20 protein-coding genes and 4 pseudogenes are annotated in these 17,620 nt (G+C 53.7%); 7 read left to right on the forward strand and 17 right to left on the reverse strand.

The window, feature by feature from the left end:
- Positions 1 to 8 precede the first annotated feature (8 nt).
- Positions 9 to 437 (forward strand): annotated as a pseudogene (locus tag ACD630_RS03980) (PTS transporter subunit EIIC); the annotation flags it as partial.
- 104 nt (positions 438 to 541) lie between these two features.
- Here the strand turns inward: ACD630_RS03980 and ACD630_RS03985 are convergent.
- Complete coding sequence (locus ACD630_RS03985; RefSeq protein WP_430359883.1) at positions 542 to 817, reverse strand: transposase; 276 nt, start codon at positions 815 to 817, stop codon at positions 542 to 544.
- Positions 818 to 871: 54 nt separating this feature from the next.
- A pseudogene (locus tag ACD630_RS03990) lies at positions 872 to 1,789 on the reverse strand (IS5 family transposase).
- 90 nt (positions 1,790 to 1,879) lie between these two features.
- Between ACD630_RS03990 and ACD630_RS03995 the strand changes: the two are divergent.
- Positions 1,880 to 2,050, forward strand: a complete 171-nt coding sequence (locus tag ACD630_RS03995) for a hypothetical protein (RefSeq protein ID WP_430358190.1) — start codon at positions 1,880 to 1,882, stop codon at positions 2,048 to 2,050.
- 73 nt (positions 2,051 to 2,123) lie between these two features.
- Here the strand turns inward: ACD630_RS03995 and csdE are convergent, their stop codons facing one another.
- Both csdE and csdA read right to left on the reverse strand, forming a co-directional pair.
- Positions 2,124 to 2,594 carry a cysteine desulfurase sulfur acceptor subunit CsdE gene (csdE, locus tag ACD630_RS04000; RefSeq protein ID WP_430358191.1) on the reverse strand — a complete coding sequence of 157 codons (471 nt, stop codon included), beginning with the start codon at positions 2,592 to 2,594 and terminating at the stop codon, positions 2,124 to 2,126.
- A gap of 10 nt (positions 2,595 to 2,604) precedes the next feature.
- A complete protein-coding gene (csdA, locus tag ACD630_RS04005) occupies positions 2,605 to 3,810 on the reverse strand; it encodes a cysteine desulfurase CsdA (RefSeq protein WP_430358192.1) in 1,206 nt (401 codons plus the stop codon).
- Between the two features lie 110 nt (positions 3,811 to 3,920).
- On the opposite strand from csdA, the gene ACD630_RS04010 reads away from it, so the two are divergent.
- From ACD630_RS04010 to rlmM, 4 genes and pseudogenes are all read left to right on the forward strand, one after another.
- Positions 3,921 to 4,130: a YgdI/YgdR family lipoprotein gene (locus ACD630_RS04010; protein ID WP_430359884.1), complete on the forward strand. Its 210-nt coding sequence runs from the start codon at positions 3,921 to 3,923 to the stop codon at positions 4,128 to 4,130.
- A gap of 457 nt (positions 4,131 to 4,587) precedes the next feature.
- On the forward strand, positions 4,588 to 5,511 hold the full coding sequence (locus tag ACD630_RS04015; protein ID WP_430358193.1) for a transcriptional regulator GcvA: 924 nt from the start codon (positions 4,588 to 4,590) through the stop codon (positions 5,509 to 5,511).
- Positions 5,512 to 5,559: 48 nt separating this feature from the next.
- Positions 5,560 to 5,849 (forward strand): annotated as a pseudogene (locus ACD630_RS04020) (DUF423 domain-containing protein).
- Positions 5,842 to 6,942, forward strand: coding sequence for a 23S rRNA (cytidine(2498)-2'-O)-methyltransferase RlmM (gene rlmM / locus ACD630_RS04025; protein WP_430358194.1), 1,101 nt, complete (start codon positions 5,842 to 5,844; stop codon positions 6,940 to 6,942). The pseudogene ACD630_RS04020 and the gene rlmM overlap by 8 nt, the downstream one beginning before the upstream one ends.
- Here the strand turns inward: rlmM and ACD630_RS04030 are convergent.
- The 12 genes and pseudogenes from ACD630_RS04030 to ACD630_RS04085 form a co-directional block, all read right to left on the reverse strand.
- Positions 6,939 to 7,061: a hypothetical protein gene (locus ACD630_RS04030; RefSeq protein ID WP_430358195.1), complete on the reverse strand. Its 123-nt coding sequence runs from the start codon at positions 7,059 to 7,061 to the stop codon at positions 6,939 to 6,941. The genes rlmM and ACD630_RS04030 overlap by 4 nt on opposite strands.
- 202 nt (positions 7,062 to 7,263) lie before the next feature.
- Positions 7,264 to 7,494 carry a hypothetical protein gene (locus tag ACD630_RS04035; RefSeq protein WP_430358196.1) on the reverse strand — a complete coding sequence of 77 codons (231 nt, stop codon included), beginning with the start codon at positions 7,492 to 7,494 and terminating at the stop codon, positions 7,264 to 7,266.
- Position 7,495: 1 nt separating this feature from the next.
- The gene (locus ACD630_RS04040; RefSeq protein ID WP_430358197.1) at positions 7,496 to 8,575 is read right to left on the reverse strand and encodes a hypothetical protein; all 1,080 of its coding nucleotides are present in this window, start codon (positions 8,573 to 8,575) and stop codon (positions 7,496 to 7,498) included.
- Positions 8,576 to 8,833: 258 nt separating this feature from the next.
- Complete coding sequence (locus ACD630_RS04045) at positions 8,834 to 9,424, reverse strand: recombinase family protein (RefSeq protein ID WP_430358198.1); 591 nt, start codon at positions 9,422 to 9,424, stop codon at positions 8,834 to 8,836.
- A 195-nt stretch (positions 9,425 to 9,619) separates the two neighbouring features.
- Positions 9,620 to 9,970, reverse strand: a pseudogene (locus tag ACD630_RS04050) (phage tail protein I); the annotation flags it as partial.
- Complete coding sequence (locus tag ACD630_RS04055; RefSeq protein ID WP_430358199.1) at positions 9,963 to 11,066, reverse strand: baseplate assembly protein; 1,104 nt, start codon at positions 11,064 to 11,066, stop codon at positions 9,963 to 9,965. The gene ACD630_RS04055 and the pseudogene ACD630_RS04050, both read right to left, overlap by 8 nt.
- On the reverse strand, positions 11,057 to 11,416 hold the full coding sequence (locus ACD630_RS04060; RefSeq protein ID WP_430358200.1) for a GPW/gp25 family protein: 360 nt from the start codon (positions 11,414 to 11,416) through the stop codon (positions 11,057 to 11,059). Before ACD630_RS04060 ends, ACD630_RS04055 begins: the two co-directional genes overlap by 10 nt.
- A 62-nt stretch (positions 11,417 to 11,478) precedes the next feature.
- Positions 11,479 to 12,108 carry a phage baseplate assembly protein V gene (locus ACD630_RS04065; protein ID WP_430358201.1) on the reverse strand — a complete coding sequence of 210 codons (630 nt, stop codon included), beginning with the start codon at positions 12,106 to 12,108 and terminating at the stop codon, positions 11,479 to 11,481.
- The gene (locus ACD630_RS04070) at positions 12,062 to 13,288 is read right to left on the reverse strand and encodes a phage late control D family protein (RefSeq protein ID WP_430358202.1); all 1,227 of its coding nucleotides are present in this window, start codon (positions 13,286 to 13,288) and stop codon (positions 12,062 to 12,064) included. The genes ACD630_RS04065 and ACD630_RS04070 overlap by 47 nt, the downstream gene beginning before the upstream one ends.
- Entirely contained in the window at positions 13,276 to 13,503 is a 228-nt protein-coding gene (locus tag ACD630_RS04075) for a tail protein X (protein WP_430358203.1), read from the reverse strand. The genes ACD630_RS04070 and ACD630_RS04075 overlap by 13 nt, the downstream gene beginning before the upstream one ends.
- A complete protein-coding gene (locus ACD630_RS04080) occupies positions 13,503 to 14,396 on the reverse strand; it encodes a phage tail protein (protein WP_430358204.1) in 894 nt (297 codons plus the stop codon). Before ACD630_RS04080 ends, ACD630_RS04075 begins: the two co-directional genes overlap by 1 nt.
- Complete coding sequence (locus ACD630_RS04085) at positions 14,396 to 16,885, reverse strand: phage tail tape measure protein (RefSeq protein WP_430358205.1); 2,490 nt, start codon at positions 16,883 to 16,885, stop codon at positions 14,396 to 14,398. The genes ACD630_RS04080 and ACD630_RS04085 overlap by 1 nt, the downstream gene beginning before the upstream one ends.
- 39 nt (positions 16,886 to 16,924) lie before the next feature.
- On the opposite strand from ACD630_RS04085, the gene ACD630_RS04090 reads away from it, so the two are divergent.
- Positions 16,925 to 17,227: a hypothetical protein gene (locus tag ACD630_RS04090; protein WP_430358206.1), complete on the forward strand. Its 303-nt coding sequence runs from the start codon at positions 16,925 to 16,927 to the stop codon at positions 17,225 to 17,227.
- Positions 17,228 to 17,305: 78 nt separating this feature from the next.
- Here ACD630_RS04090 and ACD630_RS04095 read toward each other — a convergent pair whose 3' ends face one another.
- On the reverse strand, positions 17,306 to 17,578 hold the full coding sequence (locus ACD630_RS04095; RefSeq protein WP_010615536.1) for a phage tail assembly protein: 273 nt from the start codon (positions 17,576 to 17,578) through the stop codon (positions 17,306 to 17,308).
- Between the last annotated feature and the right edge of the window lie 42 nt (positions 17,579 to 17,620).

The raw sequence follows: 17,620 nt of genomic DNA on the forward strand, positions 1-17,620 counted from the left end.
GGCAAAAAATGAAAAGAGCCGTTAATGCGTTGCAGAATTTCGGCAAATCGCTGTACGGTCCGGTGCTGATCCTGCCAATCGTCGGGTTGTTTATCGCGTTTGGTAATGTGTTCGGTAACGGCAACCTGGCCGAATATCTGCCTTTGCTGCACCACCCTATTATTCAGAATTTTGGTCAACTGATCGCCAAATCCGCCGTTGCCAACCTAGCCAACCTGGCGCTGGTGTTTGCCGTCGACATCCCCATTGGCCTTGCCACCCGTGACAAAGGCTATGCCGCCCTGATCGGGTTAGTGACCTTTATCATTTCCATCAACGCAATGAACATTACGCTACAACTTCAGGGCAAACTGGTGCCTGCCGCAGAGATGCGTCCTGCCGGGCAAGGCATGGTGCTGGGGGTGCAAGTGCTGGAAATGGGCGTGTTCGCCGGTATAGCAAAGAGACTTAATTTTGATTACACCATATGGACTGAGAACAAAATCTCTGTATCGCAACCACTCTCTCTTTTTTTGCTTGTGCCCATTTATGCTCAATTGGGTTAAGATCTAGCGAAATATGTAGGCAAATACTCCACCATATACCCTGCATCGATGATGACTTGTTGAATATTATGTTTTTTGTGAAAAGTTGCATTGTCCATCACGATTACCCTGTTTTTAGGGAGTACTGGGATAAGGACTTGTGTGACCCAGGAATAGAAAACATCGCTGTTAATATTGATATCAAATAATCCGATAGCAAACAGCGTTATGCCTAATAAAGCGCCGATAACATTTGTCTTCCCTTGGCTCCCAAGTTCTTCAGGCCAAAACAGGCTTTATTGAATAAATCAGAACTTGTAACGACTGCGCCCCATACGGGTCGATTGTTACGTGATGCGAATACTGTTCGGCATTCCTAATAGCGTGATCAGGTTAAGCGCTTTGACCATGGCTTCACCCACCTGACCATCGTAGTCTCTCAGACTTAGATGACCACCCAGAAGCCTTTTGAACCGGAACATGGCCGTTTCAGCCACTGAGCGCCGGTGATAGCCCACTTTCTTTTTCCAGATATCGTTACTACCGCTAATGCGCTGATTTGCAACAGCGGGGTTACGCTCGTGGTAGCGATCTTGCCAATATTGCGCCCCCCTTCGTGGCGGGATAAGCGGCCTTATTTTCTTCCTCAGCAGAGCATCATAGCAGTAAACTGTATCCTAAGCGCCGTCAGCCGATGCCTCTCTGATTTTCCGGTGGGTCTGGTTTATCAGCGCCGGTAGAGCTTGGGCATCAGTCGTACCACTGAGCGACAAATCCGCACAGATAATCTCATGCGTCACACTGTCTACTGCCAGGTGCAGCTTACGCCATACCCTGCATCTGTCGGCACCATGCTGCCGGACTTTCCATTCGCCTTCGCCAAAGACCTTCAGGCCGGTTCCATCAATGACCAGATGTGAGATTTCACCACGGGTTGGCGTTTTTATGCTGATGTTCACTGTCTTTGCTCGCTTGCTGAGCAGCGAATAGTCTGGACAATGCAGCGACAATTTAATCAGTTTAAAAATCGAGTCACCAAAGCCCTGTAAAGCCCTCAATGAAAGGCCAAACACGCGTTTCATCATCAGGACTGTGGTGATGGCCATATTTGAGTAGTGGAGCGGTCGTCCACGCCGTTCAGTAGTGTTTTTTTCCGTCCATGCAGCAATGGCTGATTCATCTAGCCATACGGTTAGAGAAGCGCGCTGCTTGAGGGCCTTGTTATAAGAGGGCCAGTTGGTGATTTTAAAATTTTGTTTTGCCATGGAGACCTGATTTTGAAACAACTGTGTTGATCTGCTCCGATGATTACCCAAAAGTTCTATTTATTCAACAAAGCCCCCAATTGAGCATAAATGGGCACAAGCAAAAAGCAAAAAAAGAGAGAGTGGTTGCGATACAGAGATTTTGTTCTCAGTCCATATGGTGTAATCAAAATTAAGTCGCTTGTCTATATTTCCCCCGAAAAGCCAAGGGCCACGGGGCGAGGGCGATTGAGCGCCCCGTGTCAGGCGCGTGCGATGTAAGATGCAAATAACCGCGGGGGTTAACGCGCACGAAACACCCACGGTACGAACAAAAAGACTTGGCCTAAATAGGCTAAGCCTGTGCGGCTATGGCTTGAATACGCTGTGCCAGCGCGGATAATCCGCTGGCGCGTGAGGCGCTGAGCTGCGCGCGCAGGCCGAGTTGGTCAAACAGGGACAATGGATCTTGTCCTAGCAAATCGGCAGCCTGTTTGCCTTCTACCGCCGTGAGCAGTACAGCCAGCAAACCGCGCACGATACGCCCGTCGCTGTCACCGTAAAAGTGCAATCGACCATCCTGTTGTTTCTCATAGCCCAACCAGACGCGATTTTCACAGCCAGACAGGGCGATAGTGTCATTTTTCAACGCGTCCGGCAGGACCGGAAGCTGTTTAGCCAGCAGGATCAATTGCCGATAACGCTCTTCCCACGAGCGGCAGGCATCGAAGGTGTGCTGTAAGGTCTCTGCAGTGATGGCACGGCCAAAAGTGTGAGCGGTGTGCTCTGTCATGGGATGTTCTGTCATGGTGTAGGCCAGTTCCATTGTTCGTCAATCAATCTCGCAGTAAATCCAACGCATTGCCAACCGCCGTCACCAGCGCGGTGACATCATGCTCGTTATTATAGGGCGCGAAAGAGGCGCGTACTGCGCCATCGAATCCAAGTGCCACGAATAACGGTTGAGCGCAATGGTGTCCGGCGCGAACGGCAATCTGCTGCTCTGCAAGAAGCGTTGCCAGATCGTTCGGATGTGCATCGGTCAGGGTAAACGACAGGATGGTCGCGTTGGGACTGCGCAGTGAGCGAAAACCGGGGAAACGAGCCAACTGCTGTTCAGCCAATTGGGCCAACCCTTGGCTATATTGATTCGCAGCGCGCCAGTCATAGCCTTGCAGCCACGTCAGCACAGCCCCTAACCCGAGCACTTCGGCAATAGCGGGGGTGCCCGCTTCAAATCGCTGAGGAATGGCCTGCGGTGTAAACCCATCAAAAGAGACCACGCTCATCATTTTCCCTCCACCGTGCCAAGGCGGCATGGATTCCAGCAGGTCAGCTTTGCCGTACAACACGCCAATACCGGTCGGGCCAAAAAGTTTGTGGCCGGAGAAGGCGTAAAAATCGATATCCAGCGCCTGTACATCAGGTGCGCTGTGCACAATGCCTTGCGCGCCGTCAACCATCACAACAGCACCTGCCTGATGCGCCAGCGCGATCGCTTTCGCCAGATCGGGTTGTCCCCCTGTCACATTAGACATCTGGCCCAGTGCCAGCAGGCGCGTGCGTGAGGTGATCAGATCGGCCAATGCTTCCAGGTTAGGCCGCGCATCCGCGCCAATCGGTAGCTTGGCGACGCGTGCACCAGTTTGCTGTGCCACCATCAGCCAGGGAATGAGGTTGGCGTGGTGCTCCGCTTCGCTGACGATGATTTCATCACCCGGCTGCAAACGAGGGCGTGCATAGCTTTGCGCCACCAGATTAATGGCTTCTGTCGTACCGCGAGTCCACACGATGCAACGCGGATCGTCGGCGTTAAGCAGGGCGGCTACCGCGCATCGAACCTGCTCGAATCGCACTGTCACCTGCTGTGCGTGAGCATGTTGGCTGCGGTGCACGTTACCGGTCTCGGAGGTGTAATACTGCGAGATGGCATCAATGACCGGCTGGGGTTTGAGCGCCGTTGCCGCGCTGTCCAGATAAACAGCGGATCGCGCGAGTGCAGGGAAATCATTACGAAAGGTTGCGGGATTGAATGCTGTCATGGTGTTCCTCTTCTGGCAGACGATCCTGTCGCATTTTTTACGGGGAAACAAGTTTTAGGACGATCCTTAAACGCATATTGAAATGATTTTGCTAGTCTTAGAAGAATAAAATAGTAATTATTGCCATTGCGATGGCTGCACTCTCTTTGACTGCCTGTTCGAGTAATTATGTGCTGCATACCAACGACGGGCGCACCATTGTCGCTGAAGGGAAACCGAAAGTGGATGAAGATACCGGAATGATCAGCTACGTCGATGCCTACGGCCACGAGCAGCAGATCAACCGTGATAACCTGAAGGAAATGGTGGAAGCCAAATAGTTTTCCCTCGGGTGTAACCTGTATCTCGATTCTCGCACTGCCATTTCGTTGCTTACTCATTCGGTAAGGCGAGTCTGAAATGTCAGCGCGGGAATTGTCATTTCTGGCACACGGAGATTTGCCGCCTGTCAGGCAAAAAAAGCACCGCTAAAAAGCGGTGCCACATAAAAATCACTATGGACAGACAGGGTAAATGTACAGGAAGTGAAAAGTAGCCTTGGCTACCATGTCTGAAAAGCAGACAATAAATAGCAAACACAACATCATAACCACAAGCCAAAAGCACTTCAGGAAACGCCTGCCGCACCTTTCGTTCCGGCTCAAGGAAGTGGCGCTAATATAGGTATTTGCTGGTGCATCCTCAACGGACAAATTATAATGTCTCGGATAAAAAAAACTAATGACTGGAACGGTGCTGCCTCCGTGCACCTCTTAGGAAAAAGAAGAACATTACCCTATGTCAAAGCGACTCCCTCCGCTCAATGCGTTGCGTGTATTTGATTCTGCCGCCGGCCACCTCAGCTTCACCAAAGCGGCGGAGGAACTGTTTGTCACACAGGCTGCTGTCAGTCATCAAATCAAGTCATTAGAAGATTTTTTGGGGCTCAAGCTGTTTCGTCGCAGCAATCGCTCTTTGCTGCTGACGGAAGAGGGGCAAAGCTACTATATTGATATAAAAGAGATCTTCTCTTCACTCAATGAAGCGACGCGCAAGTTACAGTCACGCAGTGCCAAAGGTGCATTGACGGTCAGCCTGTTACCCAGTTTCGCTATCCATTGGCTGGTACCGCGATTATCGAGTTTCAATGCGGAGTTTCCGGGGATTGATGTGCGAATTCAGGCGGTAGACCGTCAGGAAGATCGCTTGTCAGATGATGTGGATGTGGCGATTTTTTACGGGCGTGGCAACTGGCATGGGTTGCGCGTTGAAAAGCTCTATGCTGAGTATCTGTTGCCTGTCTGTTCTCCGGTATTGCTAACGGGCAAGCATCCGCTAAAAACCCCGCAGGATCTGGTAGGGCATACCCTGTTGCATGATGCGTCTCGCCGCGACTGGTTAGCCTACACCCGGCAGCTTGGCGTGCAGATCAACGTGCAGCAAGGGCCGATATTTAGCTACAGTGCGATGGTGTTGCAGGCGGCGATCCACGGACAGGGGGTCGCTTTGGCAAATAACGTGATGGCTCAGACCGAGATTGAAGCTGGTCGGTTAGTATGCCCATTTAACGACGTATTGGTCAGTAAAAATGCTTTTTATCTGGTTTGTCATGACAGTCAGGCTGAACTGGGTAAAATAGCCGCCTTTCGCCACTGGATTTTGGCGCGCGCGGCAAGCGAGCAAGAGAAGTTTCGTTTCCGCTATGACAACGCCGCACGTTGATATGTGGCGTTCGGATAATATTTGAATCGATTTACTTTGGAAAATACGATGAACAGTCGTTTTATGCTGATGTTTTCCGCGATCAGCGGGTTTGTGTTTGTAGCGTTGGGTGCCTTTGGTGCGCATGTGCTCAGCAAATCGCTGGACGCTGCCGAGATGGCCTGGCTAAAAACCGGGCTTGAATACAGGCGTTTCATACGCTGGCGATTCTGGCGCTGTCGCACCTGCGGTTTTGGGCGTTTGTCACGCCGGTTGGCGGTCTTTTCTTCCTGACCGGATGGGTTTTGATGTTGATTGGCGTGCTGCACCAGACAAGAAAGGCGAAAAGTAATGAATAAGGTAATTTTATATTGCCGCCCCGGTTTCGAAAAAGAGTGTGCGGCAGAGATAACGGAAAAAGCCACCACACATGAGGTTCTTGGCTTCGCCAGGGTTAAAGAAAATTGTGGCTATGTGATGTATGAATGCTATCAGCATGAAGATGCCGATCGCTTAATCAAAACATTGCCGTTTGATAGGCTGGTTTTTGCCCGTCAATGGTTCGTGTGCGGTGAGCTGTTGCGCGATTTGCCGCCGGAAGATCGCATTACCCCGATTGTCGGCATGCTGACTGGTGCGATTGAAGGGGCTGGAGAACTGCGCGTTGAAGTACCGGACACCAATGAAAGCAAAGAGCTGCTGAAGTTTTGCCGCAAATTCACAGTGCCTTTGCGCGCCGCCCTGAAGGAAAACGGCATTCTGCTGCCGTATGAAAAAGCAGATCGTCCTGTTATCCATGTGTTGTTTATTGCCCCGGGGCATTGCTATGTGGGCTATTCCTACAGCAATAAGCACTCGCCGTTTTACATGGGTATCCTGCGTCTGAAATTCCCTTCTGATGCCCCAAGCCGTTCGACATTAAAACTGGAAGAGGCGTTCCACGTATTCATCCCGGCTGATGAGTGGGATGAGCGTTTGGCAAGTGGCATGTACGCGGTGGATTTGGGGGCGTGCCCCGGCGGTTGGACCTATCAACTGGTGAAGCGCAGCATGATGGTGCATGCCGTGGACAACGGTACCATGGCGCAAAGCCTGATGGATACTGGTCAGGTGACACATCATGCCGCCGATGGTTTTCGTTTTGAGCCACCGCGCAACAATATCACTTGGTTGGTGTGCGATATGGTGGAGAAACCAGCGCGGGTGGCTAACCTGATGGCCGATTGGCTGGTGAAGGGCTGGTGCCGGGAAGTGATATTCAACCTCAAGTTGCCGATGAAAAAACGCTATGAGGAAGTGACACAAAATCTGGCACTGCTGAGCGAGCGCTTGAGTGAGAATGGTATCAACTACGAACTCCGTGCTCGCCAACTGTACCACGATCGCGAAGAGGTAACGGTACACGCGCGGCGCATATGGGGCGCGGTGCCGGGGCGGCGCGACGAGCGTTAAGCGCAACGCGCTTTTCTATAGCCAAACGACATTATTTTGATAACAATTAGCTGTATTTTTTTCCACATATCAGGGCATTGGCTGTAATCATTTTTAAGTCGGTTAGCTATATTCGTCATCCTCGGCAAAAGCCGGGGATCTCTGCCAGAAGAAACGCGCTACATCTGCAAGAGATTCCCGCTTTCGCGGTAATGACGGGTTAGGAGCGGGAATGACTTTTCTAGGCTGTGTCCCTTAATTGCGTAACCGGCGGTAAAACAAGCGTGTATTAGTCGCGACTAGATCTGACACTGGACCTTGAAAGGCATAGGTATCTACACATCATAAAGGGTTAAAAACCACCATAGCTAAGTGGGCAAGTTCTTCCGGGGTATAGTCTGCTAATAACGTCAAGGTATTTAGCAGGATGGATAGTCCGGCAAGCAGCGCTGGGGCGCTTTCTTTACGCCCTCGTTTTTGTTGTCGTCCGAATAATCGGCAAATTAACTGACGGGCTGCCGCATTGTCGTCTCCTTCAGCGCGTTGCAGCCGCCATACCAGCACACATGCCATGCTAGCTATCAATAACCTGCGTAGCAGGGCACCAGCGCTGAAGCCATTTTTCTACATCATGGCAGGCACCTTTCAGCAGCTTAAAAAAGGATTCAATACCCCAGCGCCAGTAATACCAGCGAGCGACTTCCGCGCTGGTGAGCTCGTTGCTAACGTTTGTGAGCAGCGTCCAGCGTCCGATAAATTTACCGTGAGTATCGGTAAGGCGAACCACAACTAATCTGAGTGTCAGAGCTACGCCTGGCTGAACTTTCACTCGCCGTCCGGTGTTCTTGTCTTTCCGCTTCGCTTTTGCTGTTCGCGTTATGATCACGGATGTTTCCCCGATCTCCATATTGGCTTTTTTCCCTTTCCAGCCAACCTGTCCGTTTGCGATAAATGGCAGATCGTCTGCAATTTCACCAATTTTACGGGTGTCACCGCCCCACTCGGCCCGATGCCCTTCCTTTCCCTGGATAAGCCAACATATTCCCTGGGAGCTTAATGTGCGCATATGCCCGATAGAGTCACCTTCACGGTCAATGAGATGAACTAACTTCCTCCCGGTATCAAGAGACTCAACGCGGGCGATATCAGCCGTCAAAGCATCCATATGAGTCAGACTCTCAGACAAGCCCTCGGTTAGCGTTGAACGACAACCCGCCCTATCGGTTAGAGTTTGGGACAGGGGCACTATTGGTAAACCATTTGCAGCATCAAGCAGTAGGCTGGTTTGTAGTTCATAACCGACGTCACCACCATGCGTCATTTTCAAACGTTCTTCTTTCCCATTGTGGGTACGAAACTGTAAATGAGACCAGTCGTGAACGACGGGAGCGTATGGATGCGGGCTAAGTGCAACCTGCCGGAGAGCCAGCGAAATAATCGGTTCATTGAGCTGACTGAAGCTAATACGTTCATTATTAAAAAAACGCCAAACGGCCTGAGTAGTGGCGAACGTTGTTTTCTGTGCGCAGGCAAGGTCTTTAACGGCTGACGCCAATGGTGCTGGGGGAGTCATGTGTTGCTTAACCAGACGCTGATAACGCCGGTTAAGGCGGGCATCAATCCCGCCGATGGATAAGTTGAGATCATGCAGCAACGTAATAGCAGATATTGCAAAAGATGTGTAGATACCTATGCCTTGAAAGGTTGAGAGTTACCGGTTTTGATATGGGTGTCTAATCCTTAAACAAAACGCTAGGTAACTCTCATGCTTCATACTAACAATCCCATTATCAAACACAAAGCCGGCCTGCTCAATCTCGCCGAAGATGATGCGCCGCGCGATATTTGAAGCCAAAACGTACGATAAATGACAAGCTACTTTTGTTTCCAACAGTGCAACAAAATTACACTCTTATTTTTCATCAGAGCCATTTTGGCCTTTTCGAGCATTCCGGTTAACTGGACAATATTTGTAAATGCTGGCCAATGACACCCCATACAGTAATGCCAGCTGTTTTCTACTATGACCGGACTCGAGTAATTTTTTAGCCTGCTCTTGCTGCGCGGAAGATAATGAGCAAGGTCTCCCCCCGATACGTCCTCTGCTTCTTGCGGCTGCTAAACCCGCTTTAGTACGTTCAACAATCAGTTCCCGCTCCATTTGCGCCAACGCACTCATCACATGAAAGAAAAAACGACCTGCGGACGTAGAAGTATCAATGGCATCCGTCAAACTATGAAAATGAATACCTTCATCTTCAAGTTTGGATATTAAAGTAATCAAATGTTTAATGCTACGACCCAGCCTGTCCAGCTTCCAGACCACCAATGTATCGCCCGATTTCAGGCATTTTAATGCACGTTTTAACCCAGGTCTCTGGTCTGTTTTTCCACTGATTTTATCCTCAAAAATCTGCTCGCAATTTGCACAAACGAGCGATTTTCGCTGTAAATCGGTGTTTTGGTCATTTTTTGACACCCTCATATAGCCTATTTTTGCCATTCCTGACCTTTTTTCACTCTCTATGAGCCTTTTAATTACTTGGTTTGGCCAAAATTTTAGCTAAATTCTCGATGTCATAAAACCTTGGTTTATTGGAAGCGGTTGTACCGATAGGTGTTCCTCTCCCTTGGCCTACCGAAAATGCCCCGTCGGATGGCTTAAATGCAACGGTGATGCTTTCGATAATGCCGCTTCCCCTTCGCTCAGTTCGACTTCCCCAAAGCCCAGACGGCGAATGACTTCACGTACCGCCCAGGGAGTACCTTTATAGCGGTGCAGTTCAATGGCGTTTTTCAGCATCGCCCGGCGGGCATCGTCGGATTCGGCCAGATCCCAGCCATTATCGCCGGTCAGCGACAGTTGTTCGGCCAGCCAGGGTAAGGCACTGGTTTCGGTCATATCCATCAGGTAAACCAGCAGCGGCGTCAGGTCAAGCTGCTGCAATCGGCCCGCTAACATTGCCAGCCACTGAAAGCGGCTATCGTCGGCTAATGGCGGGGGCAGTAAGGTCTCGTGGGCAGGGGTATCGGGTGTGATATCAGTCATTGACCACCCCCACTAACTTCAGGTCGATGTTTTCACACCAGGGCCATTCGTTTTCTTTCACCACCTGCAGGGTCGGTTGTTTAAGCTCGACGCTGTAAACCCCGTTGACCGAGAGGGTGGCCTGTATCTGGCTGGGAACGATATCACGACCCAGCTGTGCGGCCTGCTTGTCCATATAACGCTGGGCGGACTGCTTCACTTCTGCCATGACCTCGGCGCTATCGTAGCCAGCATAAACGCGGATAGCCCCTTCAATCCGGTAAGTCACCTTAACCGGCGAGGCCACCTTGACGGTATCCGTTAATGGGCGCACCTTTTCATCCGCGCATGTGCCGCTGACCAGGGCCAGCAAGGTGTCGGACGGCAGACCGGTTTTGACCAGCGGATAAAGGGCTACCGTCCCCGGTACCGGGCGCATCACCGCCACATCGCGGATATCCTGATGGGCACTCATGGCATGAAAACGGTACGCCTCGCGCGAACCGGCGTTGCTAAATGACGCGGGGGCCAGCCGGATACGCTCACGCAGATGCTCATCCTCTTCCGGATCAGCACCACCGGTACTGGGTTCGGTATTGGTCACGCTCAGGTCAGCATCGTTGATGCCGTCGAGCAAGGTGCTGATTTGCGCCGGTTGCCAGCCGTTGCCGAGTGTGCCGCGCTCGGTACAGGTGGCCGTCACGTTGGCAGTGGTGTCGCTCAGGATGACCGCCTCATCGGTGGCAAAAACAATACTGTCGCGAGCACTGACGCGCGTGCCCGCCGGAATGACCAACGGCGTGGCGGGAGGCTCTTCGAGCTGAAACCGTAGGCGGGTACGGGCTGCCGCAGCCGCCAGGCGGTATACGCCGACCAGTTCACCCAGATAGTCCAGCATCGGGGCACGCGCAAAGGCCACCAGATTCTGCTCGGCAGTATCTTGAATCGCCAGGCGTACCAGCGCCTCACGGTAGGCCATCAGGTTAATCAGCAGCCGTTCATCCTGCGCCGGATAGAGCGTCTTGCCGCTGACTTTTTCATACCAGGCTATCATTTCAGCGGTCAGCGCCGCCGCATCGGTGTTGACAAAGACCGGCTTCTTGTTGGTTAACGCCATGCAACCTCCGTCATCTGCGGCGTGCCGTCCGTTATCGGTTGCCAGCGTACCCGCAGCCAGAGATGTTCTGCTTCAGCACGCGGTTTCACCTCAAGGAGTTGCATCCGTGGCTCCCAGCGGCGCAGCGCGTCGACCGTCTCTCTGACAACATGGGGAATAGCCTGCTCGATGGGCATATCCAGATAGCGGTACAGGTTGCTGCCAAAATCGGGTCGATGCAGGTCTGCACCACAGGGCGTACCCAGTATAATGCGAATGGACTGCTCAATATCAGCCCGTCCTGAAACCCCTTCGCCGGGACGGTTCAGTGCGGGTTGCCAGTAAACGGATGTTGCATAATCATTTTTCATACCTGCAGCATGACACTGGCGGGCAACAGGGGGTATTAAAGCGCGTTAAAGCCTGCAAACGCTTATATCGGCTTGCCGGTCGGCCTGCCCTCATGACCGTTACTGTGCTGATGGTTCTCCAGCGACACCTTCCCAGCCTGGATATCTCCGCTGGCCTTGATATCGCCGTTAATATTAGCGCCACCGTCCCCGGACAGTCCGCCCTGATAAGTCAGTCGCTTTTGCACCGTCAGGTTGCCGGTCGAGAAGGTATCAGGCGCATCGAGTGTGAGCCGTTTACTCGCTTTCACCGTCGCATTTTGCGTCTGAATATGCACAGTGTCCTGGGTGGTCAGTATCAGGGTCTGGAGGGTGCCGCCGACGGCCATCACATGGGTTTTGCGGTCATACTCGACAAAGGTGCCATCGGCAAAGTCGACCCGGCGTTTATCGCGTGACGCAATAGCCGGTTGGTCGACCTGTGAATAGACCGCGCCGAGCACCAGGCCATCATCACCATAAGGGTCAAGTAACAGTTTGACCTGCTCACCGATATCCGGTAGCCAGTAGTCCTTGTTATTCTGTGTGTTGCGCTGCAGCACCTCAAGCCAGGCGGTACGCAGATTATCCAGCTCAGGCAGGCGAACGCGTACCCGAACCGTTTTCTCATCCACCGCACTCACCGTGCCCGTGGTAAATTTTATACCGCTCATCGATTTTTCTCCTGTGCAACGGGCGTTTCTTTTGCCACCACGCCAATGCTGCCGTCGGCTTTTTGGCCGATGACCATAAGACTCTGTGGCTGGCCTTGCCTTTTTTATGCGAATGAGCAATCGGCCCCTGGCCTAACTCCAGTTCGCAGGTATAGCCACTTTGCCGGTTAAGGTCATGCCGTACCGAGGTGACGAGCCACACACCGGACAGCCGACCGAAGTCCGCCAGTTGCACCGTGATACCGGCTTTTAGCCGGGTCTGACCCGGCAGACTGAGATTTGCCGTGCGCTGGTATTCATTGTGGCGGTTAAGCCCGGCACACAGCTTACCGACCGCTTCATCGCGAGTGCGTGCCCGGTTTTGCAGCTGCAGCGTGTCCGCACTGGTGGCGCGCCCTCCCTTGGCAGGGACGGTTTCCTCTGCCACCGTGCCGATGCTGCCATCGGCCAGCACGCCGACAGTGACCAGTTTTTTGGTGCGGGTGTCCTGGTATTTGACCTTGCCTTGTTGATAAATGCGATTCAGCGTATCACGCAGGGTAAAGCGGCTTACTTCAGATGGCGTCAGCGTCAGTAGCGGCGAGGCTTCGCGCAATGTCGCACGATGGGAAAACACCAGCGCCTTATCGGTCACCTTGACAATATAGCCATATTCACGCCCCAGTCGGGTGATAAACGCCAGATCGGTTTCGTTATACTGCGTCACCCGGTCGAGCGCCAAAGGCGCAATCGTACCTTCCAGTCGCAGATGCTGTTTTTTGGCTATCCGGCTGGCGATAGCCCGCAGCGTGGTGGCTTCAAAAGCCCGGTTACTGCGGGTACGCAACGCGTGGGTGACCGGGGCCGATAGCCCCCGTAACCGCACGCTGTCCGGCGGGCCGGAAAATTCCAGCTCATCCAGGGAGAACGTCCCGCACGCCAGCAGCGGTTGAACGGCCAGACCTATCGCCAGCGTCAGGCTGTCGCCTTTGCCCGGATACCAGGCCTCGCGCCAACGACCGTCACTGTCTTCCAGCTCGACTTCAATTTCATCCGATTCCCCGGCCAGCCGGTCGGTAAAGCTCACCAACAGCACATAAGGCGTCACTTCCCGCGAGATATCTTTCTGGTCGTAGTGCAGGGTAAAGGTGGGGATATCTACCGGGGTTATCGTGTCAGACCGGGGGGTTAGCGCAGCCATGGGGGTGTGTTCTCCTCGGTGTCATCCGCGGCAATGACAGGGATAAGCAGCTGCATCCCTGCCGGGAGCGACGCGGTAATGGCCACCTGCGGATTAGCCATAATGAGGCGCCCATAGCCCAGCGGGTCGCCATAATAGTGATGCGCCAGGGTGTCCCAGCGTTCGCCTTCACGGGTGGTATGGATCATGACGGCAGGCGTATCAGCAGACATCATTATCCCCTCCGGCTAATAATACGGCTGGCCAGGCGACTGAGCGGTGCTGACTGATGCTGGTAAACCGTCACGGCATTGCCAACCAGACCGGCGACCGTATCGAGCGCACCGGGCAGATGTTGACTCTCGCCCGGCGCAAGGCCGCGCAGGGTGTCCTGGGCATGGTCTATCATCGTTGCCGCCTCACCGCTCGCCCGCAGGAGCGGGATAGCGTCGGGTAAGGTGCCGGTAAGCTGGCGCAGACAGGGTTGCGATTGCGCCAGTGGGGCGGCCACATCGCCGAGACGGGTCAGTACGCCGGGCACGCGGGTCAGCGCCACCACAGGATTGCTTTTCATCTGGCGCGCCACCCGGATGACGCTGGAGGCGGTCTGTAGTGCCGATTGCGCCTGCCGGGCAAAGCCCACCGCCTGGCGCAGCGTCTGCCCCAGCCCCGACGCGGGCAAGGCCGCCTGCCGGGTCTGATTCAGGTTCGGCAACCCGCCTTTGACGGCAGGGGGGCGGAGCGGCTTTTGCGGGTCGCCGGTATATTCGCGCAGCGTCACCTCAACCGATAGCGCTTGGGCACTGCCCTGCGCGCTGCAGAGCTGGGTACTCAGCGACAGGTCGGTTACCACAAACCAGCCCTTGTAATCGCCGTTACCCAGCACAAAGGCCAGCGCCTGATGGGCACGGCTCGCCGCCTGCAACCGTTGCCACTCACGCGCCGGATCACAGTAACGCTGATGCAGCACCAGGGTCAGATGGTACTCATCCAGTTTTGCCCCGGTAAACTGTAAGCCCGGCTTGTGGCCAATGCGTGCCTGCTCGGCAAAGTCATTGCCAAAAGTTCCGTCCAGGGCATCAAAGCTGGTACCCAGCTGAAAAGGGATATCCCCCAATACGGCAAACATTATTCCAGCCTCCTGCGCTGCTGTTGTTGCAGTACGCGCGCCAGCATCTGCTCCAGTTCGCGCACACCCAGACTCAACGCCTGCTGCACCGCTGAGCCGGGGGGTTGCGACCGACCATCAAGCACAATATTGGGACTGAAATGCACCACGATACCGCCCTGGCCTGTCGTCCCATGTCCACGCGGCCCCGCCCCGTTCGGTACCGAGGGAATGGGAGCGGGTCGCCATCCAGGCAGACCCGGCAGTGCCAGCCCTGAGCCTGCCTGCAACAACGCCGCCAGCCAGTCGCGGGTCGCGCTGCGAGTTTTTGGGGTGGTGCGTCTGATACCGATTGCCGCCCCCTCAACGATATTGTCCCCAAAGCCCATAAAGACCCGAGAGGGGCTATGAATACCCAGCGTCTCGCTAAACCAGTTTTTGATACTGCCGCCAAACTCGTTGATACTCTCTCTCGCCGCGGTCAGCTTGCTGCGAATACCGCTGACCAGCCCCTCAATCAGGTTGCGACCGAAATCGGTAAAATTGGCGGGTAACTCAATAGTAAAATAGCGCATAACCCCCGCGAACGCCTTATAGAACAGCCCCACCGGCGACCAGTTGATAATCAGCGCCGCGACGCCACCGATGCCGCCGGAAAACGCCTGTTTGATATCCGCCCAGCGGGCTTTGCACCAGGCGCTAATGAGCCCCCAGTAGCGATAAATCAGGAAAGCGCCGACAGCAATACCGGTGATCAGCAGCCCAATGGGATTAAGCATCAGTGCCCGACCAATAAACAGCACGGCACGTCCCGCTATCATCAGGCCACGCACCAGTCCGCCGCCGAGCACCGCCCCAAGACGCAACGCGCCGCGTGAGAGTCGGCCCATGAGTCCGGCCAGACGGCGAAGGCTGCCCTGGCTAAAGGTGCTTTGCAATAACACCCATTGACTTCGCAGTGTTACAAAACCTTTCCACACAGACACGAAAGGGGTAGCCAGCAGGTTAAGTCCCATCCGTAACATAAACAAAAAAGACTTAAAGGCGATCAGTCCCGTGACGACACCAGCTATCCCTGTCACTAATTGAGGATTGGCTTTTATCCATGATCCAAGCGCTGTGACGCAGGGCAGTATTTTATCTACCGCAGTAACAATAGCAGGCGTTAATTGTTCACCCAGCGTGATCCCCAGATCGCTACTGGCGATCATCAATTGCTTCATTTTCTCAATGGGCGATGCCAGGCGCTTGGAATAATCCCCCGCCAGCACGTCGGTGTTGGCGGCGTTGAGGGCTCCAGCACGGATAGTGCGGTACTTCTCCATATTGGCCAGCATGGGTCGTACAAACGCCATCACCTGCATATCAGCGAACAGTTCACCCAACCCAAAATTTTGCTGAAGGGCCAATAACGCCTTATCGCGAGCCTTATTGTCCTGCAGCGCCATCGCCGATTTAAATTGTGCCAGGGCTTGCGGACTTTTTTGCGCCAAATAGGTTTGCAGGGTATTCATCATCCCTTCAATCGGCGAAATGCCATACGCTTTTTGCTGCATTAATGACTTTTCAATATCGATATGCACATCGGCAAAGCGTTTTTTTGTTTCTGGGGCATACAGTTTTTCGAGAAAATTATTAAAATTATTCGCCGCTTTATCTGAACTACCCGCCCCAATTTTTGCCACCTGTAAGGCTGCCACCATCTCCGCAACGGCCTCCTCACCCTGGGCTACATTCGCCATTTGTGGGGCTAAATCGGGTAACCACTTCACCTGGTCAGCCATTTCAAACGATCCCGCTTTACCACCATAGGTCATGATGTTCTGTACGGCGGCGAAATCTTTGGCGGCGATGCCCAGCGACTGTTTGGTGGTAAAGGCGGCTTGCGCCCACAGCTCTGCCGGGGTTTTTGTGGCCGTGGCCGCGCGGGCAATACTGGGCAGGTAGGCGCGGAGATCATCTAAATCATCGATATTATTGCCAATCAGTGAGCTGCTTGCTGCCTGTAAATCGTCCTGGGTCTGAGTGTACTGCAGGCTCCAGGCACGAATATCCTTGCACAGTGCGTCGCGGGTTTTCGTGTTAAAGCCCGCCGTGATCGCCATATCGATCATGTTGTCCTGAAAGGACATGTACTTTTTTACTGACGGCTGAACGGCACCATAGGCCGCCCGAGCCATGCCGTAGCTCTCCAGTCCCTGACCGTAGATGTTCATGCGATTATCACGCAAGGCGGTGGCGGTGGCGCGTGTCAGGCGTGCCTGCTGACTTTCCAGTCGGGACAGGGTATGGCCAATGCGGGTCAGTTCACCGTTCAGGCGGCGGGCGGCATCTCCGCCAATGTCGCCGTATCGGCTAACCGCCCGCATCAGCGATGCCTGACGCTGCTGTAGTTGGGTGGTCGCAGAACTTAGCCGTTCCAGTGCACGTTGGGAATTCCCCATAACAGCCCGGAACGTGCCGTGCAGGGCGGCGGAGACGACAACACCAATTGAAAAACCACTCGCCATAAGGGTAAACTCACTAATAATGAATTAAGGAGGGCAACCATGGAAACGCGTCTTAACATCTATAACGGGCTGATCGGTATGGTGGTGGCGGCATGTTACTGTTATGGCCTGTACTGGGTAATAGAGCCCATGGTGGCGAGAAGCGAGTCATGGATAACCATTTTTATGATGTCCGGCATCGCTACAGCGGTGATTGGCCTGGGTTTAGCCCTTCTCGCGTTCTGTTTTGGCCCCTTTATCGCACTGGCTTTTTTCGCCGCTGAAGGTTTTTTTCGCTTTCTTTTTTGGACTGTTCTCCGTACAATTTCACGCTTTATCTGTTCGCCCGCTTCCTTAAGGTAGCCCTCAAATTCCTCTACCGGCAGTCCGTCAATCTCACTGGGCTGCCAGCGAAACCACCTCGCCAGTAACGCCTCCGCCTTACGCAGTTGTCCCGGATACTGTATCCAGCCCCGCAAAGCCGCGAAATCGGCCATGCAATGCCTGGTAATCCGCCAGATCCATCTTGTCCAAATCTTCCGGTAACAGCCCGGTCATGCTGGCAACCAGCAATTCATCCAAATCTGATGGGTCCTGACTTTGCTTGCGTACCTGTTTCATGTCGCGCACGGTCAACCGACGCACGGTGACCTGGGTCAGCATCTCGCCGTTGGCCAGCGGATAGGGAAAACGCAGGGGGTAAGTGTCGTGCATAATAAGCTCCTGGGTTGAGAGGATTTCTTGACCCTGGCAGTC

It is taken from the genome of Symbiopectobacterium sp. RP (genome assembly GCF_050472005.1).
Taxonomy (GTDB): domain Bacteria; phylum Pseudomonadota; class Gammaproteobacteria; order Enterobacterales; family Enterobacteriaceae; genus Symbiopectobacterium.